The sequence below is a fragment of the Mesorhizobium sp. M4B.F.Ca.ET.017.02.2.1 genome (assembly GCF_003998955.1).
GTDB lineage: Bacteria > Pseudomonadota > Alphaproteobacteria > Rhizobiales > Rhizobiaceae > Mesorhizobium > Mesorhizobium abyssinicae.
The window spans coordinates 1-3766 of record NZ_RZOF01000470.1 but is presented as its reverse complement, the minus strand read 5'-3'; the positions used below and the strand labels follow the sequence as shown (position 1 = coordinate 3766).

Here is a 3766-nt window from a genome sequence, read left to right as displayed (position 1 = left end):
AAGCCGCGCCGTCACCGGCGCCGAAGCCAGCCGCTCCGAGCTACCAGGCGAGCAACATCACGCCGCTGCCAGCCTATGGATCGGCGAACACCAATGCCGTCCGGCATGCCCCACCGCCGGCGAAGCCAACCTCCATCGACGATACGCTGATTCAGGAGCTCGAGGTTTCGCTCGATGAATCGCATGCGAGCAAACCGGCCGCCAAGGCGCCGCCGTCGCTCGACGATGAAATGACGAAGCTGCTCGGCGAACTCGCCAGCCAGAAGCGCTAGAACGGCGCGTCGTTTCGCGAAGACGCAGAACGCGCCATCTGCTTGTTTCGACACGATTCCGGACGGAAAACCGTTTCACGCCTGTTCCTGGATTTGCCTGCCCCAGCAAGGCCGAAATCCGGCGACATCGCTTGCGCAACCGAGGATGCAACGCCACGCGGGCACAAAAATGGCCGGTCGCCCGGCCATTTTCTGAACCCCTGGGTGATTATCCCAGCGCGTCAGTCGTCGCGATAGACCTTCTCCCGGCGCTCGTGGCGCTCCTGCGCCTCGATCGACAGTGTCGCGATCGGACGCGCATCGAGCCGCTTCAGCGCAATCGGCTCGCCAGTCTCCTCGCAATAGCCGTAAGTGCCTTCGTCGATGCGCTGGAGCGCGGAATCGATTTTCGAGATGAGCTTGCGCTGACGATCGCGGGCGCGGAGTTCAATTGCTCGGTCGGTTTCCGAGGAGGCGCGGTCGGCGAGGTCGGGATGGTTGGCGTTTTCTTGCTGCAGGATTTCGAGGGTTTCGCGCGCTTCGCGCAAAATGTCGTTCTTCCAGGCGACGAGCTTCATTCGAAAGTAAGATTTCTGCCGTTCGTTCATGAACGGCTCGTCTTCAGAGGGTACGTAATCGGCGGTAACGATGTCGTTCATTCGACTCACCCAACAACCCCAAATTTGGCGCCTATATATTCGCGCAGAGAAGCGTGCACAAGCGCAATCGGCGACCGTTTCACGCAAATGTAATATCGGACCCACAGCTGTCCATGATATCGTTATGCTTGCGAGCGGAAATCGAATTCATCCATGATTCGTTGTGGTTGAAGGCTATTGGCCATTGTGCGCCATGGCTTTCTCGTGGCTAATCCCATTGTGCCAACCAGGCATTTTGGGGGAGCGGTGAGCAAACTCTACCTGTTGAGACATGCCAAGGCCGGATGGGCGCTGCCCGGCGTCCGCGACTTCGATCGTCCGCTCGATGCCTCCGGCATCGCCGATGCCGAGGCGATCGGGGCAGCCATGCGCAGCCGCAACTACGTGCCCGACCTGACCCTTTGCTCCAACGCAAAACGGGCTCGCCAGACCCTGGAGGGACTGGCCGGCCAGACCGATACCGGCCGGGTGCTGTTCTTCGACACGCTCTACAGCGAGGACGCCGCCGGCTATCTCGGCATCATCCGCGACAATGGCGGGGTGGGCTCGCTGCTGGTCATCGGCCACAATCCGATGACGGAGGATCTCGCCATGGCGGTCTCGGGCGACGGCGAGGAGGCCGCGCGTGGCATAATGAACCATGGTTTCCCGACATCTGGCCTCGCAGTCGTCCGCTTCCCCGGCAGTCTTGCCCATGCCGAGCAGGGCAGCGGCTATCTCGAGGCCTTTCTGACCCCGGCCGACCTCTGAGACCCAAATTGGCGGCGCCATTCCAAACCGCAGCCTGAGTGCCTATATCGGGAACCGACGGGCCCTCAGAGAGCATGTTTTGGCATCATCGCTGACCACTTTCACCGACGAGGCGAAGATCGCTCTCGACACGCTTTCAGGGCGCGCCGCCGGGCTGTTTTCGCCGTCGCTCAGGCTGGGGGTCACCGGCCTTTCCCGCGCCGGCAAGACGGTGTTCATCTCCGCGCTTGTCCACAACCTGATCCATGGCGGCCGCCTGCCGCTGTTCGAGGCACAGAAATCGGGGCGCATCGCGCGCGCCTTTCTCGAGGAGCAGCCTGACGACGCCGTGCCCCGCTTCCAGTACGAGGATCATGTGGCGGCACTGGTCAACGACCGTGTCTGGCCGGATTCGACTCGCGCCATTTCCGAGCTGCGGCTGACCATCGAATACGAATCAGCTTCCGGCTGGAACCGCATGTTTTCGGCTGGAAAATTGTCGCTCGACATCGTCGACTACCCGGGCGAATGGCTGCTTGACCTGCCGCTGCTCGGCAAATCCTTCGCCGATTTCTCGCGCGAGGCGATGGAGATGGCGGCGCTCCCCGTGCGCGCCGATCTTTCCGAGGGCTGGCGGACGCTCGCCGCTGCGATCGATCCCAACGCCGATGCCGACGAGATGACCGCGCGCCGGCTTGCCGAGGGCTTTTCGGCCTATCTCAAGGCGTGCAAGCTCGACGAGCGGGCGCTGTCGACCTTGCCGCCCGGGCGTTTCCTGATGCCCGGCGACCTCGACGGCTCGCCCGCGCTGACCTTCGCGCCGTTGCCGGCACTGGCCGAGCGGCGGCCCCGCCCCGGTTCGCTGCAAGCGATGATGGAGCGGCGCTACGAGGCCTACAAGACGCATGTGGTGAAACCGTTCTTCCGCGAGCATATCACGCGGCTCGACCGCCAGATCGTGCTGATCGACGCCATGCAGGCGCTGAACGCGGGCCCGGCCGCCATGGCCGACCTGGAGCGTGCCGTCACCGAAATCCTCGCCTGTTTCCGCCCCGGCCGCGGCAATTTCCTCACCGACCTGTTTTCACGGCGCATCGACCGCATCCTGGTGGCGGCGACCAAGGCCGATCACCTGCATCATGAAAGCCATGACCGGTTGCAGGCGATCGTGCGCCGGCTTGCCGATCGCGCCGTGGCGCGGGCGAACTTCACCGGAGCCGATGTCGACGTGGTCGCCATGGCGGCCGTGCGCGCCACCCGCGAAGGCACCGTCAAGCAGGGCCGCGAAACCCTGCCCGTCATCATCGGCACGCCGCTGAAGGGCGAGCGGATCAATGGCGACATGTTCGACGGCAAGACCGAAACAGCCATATTTCCCGGCGACTTGCCTGAGAAAGTTGACACGGTTTTCGATCCCTCCGTAACGTCGCCGGATGGCGGCGACCCGGCTATCCGCTTCGTGCGGTTCCGCCCGCCAAAGCTCGAACGCACGGCCGAAGGTGTTACGCTGTCGCTGCCGCATATCCGGCTCGACAGGGCGCTGCAGTTCCTGATTGGAGACCACCTGGCATGAGCGCGCCCCGCAAACCCGCTGCATTCCGCATCGAGCCGGAGCCGAGCCGGGAGGCGCCGAAGCCGCGGCCGGTCGAGGCTGAGCCGGCGCGCCGGCCGCGCGCGGCAAAGGCCGACGTGGCAGTCGTCATTCCATCCGAGATCGACGTCTTCGACGAGCCCGACATCGTTGCCGCCGAGCCGCCGCCGGCCACCGCGCCGCGCAAGCGTTCCCTGCTCGCCCGCCTGTTTTTCGGCGCCGTGGGCGTGCTGGTTTCGCTGGCGGTCGGCCTTTGGACGGACCAGCTCATCCGCGACCTGTTCGAACGCGCCGAATGGCTGGGCTGGCTGGCCGCCGGCATGGCGGCTGTCGCGGCACTGGCGCTGGCTGTCATCCTGGTGCGCGAATTCCTGGCGATTGCCCGCCTGGCCGAAGTCGAAAAACTGCAGCGGCGGGCGCTCGACGCGGTCGCCCGCGACGATCCGAAGGCGGCGCGGTCTGTCGTCGACGAGCTTTCAGCCTTCGTCGCCGCCAAGCCGGAGACCGCGGCCGGCAGGCGCGCGCTCGCCGAACTG

The 3766-nt window shown here is 64.9% G+C and carries 3 protein-coding genes and 2 pseudogenes; 4 read left to right on the top strand and 1 reads right to left on the bottom strand.

Going from position 1 to position 3766, the window contains the following annotated elements; all coding sequences use genetic code 11:
- Window positions 1-272 (top strand): annotated as a pseudogene (locus tag EN738_RS32140) (hypothetical protein); the annotation flags it as partial.
- A 221-nt stretch (window positions 273-493) separates the two neighbouring features.
- Here the strand turns inward: EN738_RS32140 and dksA are convergent.
- The gene (gene dksA / locus EN738_RS32135) at window positions 494-910 is read right to left on the bottom strand and encodes an RNA polymerase-binding protein DksA (protein WP_126054771.1); all 417 of its coding nucleotides are present in this window, start codon (window positions 908-910) and stop codon (window positions 494-496) included.
- Between the two features lie 246 nt (window positions 911-1156).
- Here dksA and EN738_RS32130 point away from each other — a divergent pair, with 246 nt between their 5' ends.
- The 3 genes and pseudogenes from EN738_RS32130 to EN738_RS32120 form a co-directional block, all read left to right on the top strand.
- Window positions 1157-1660, top strand: coding sequence for a histidine phosphatase family protein (locus EN738_RS32130; protein WP_127287093.1), 504 nt, complete (start codon window positions 1157-1159; stop codon window positions 1658-1660).
- 79 nt (window positions 1661-1739) lie between these two features.
- Window positions 1740-3212 (top strand): YcjX family protein, encoded by a 1473-nt coding sequence (locus tag EN738_RS32125; RefSeq protein ID WP_127287092.1) that lies wholly within the window; start codon window positions 1740-1742, stop codon window positions 3210-3212.
- Window positions 3209-3766: pseudogene (locus EN738_RS32120) on the top strand (TIGR01620 family protein); the annotation flags it as partial. The gene EN738_RS32125 and the pseudogene EN738_RS32120, both read left to right, overlap by 4 nt.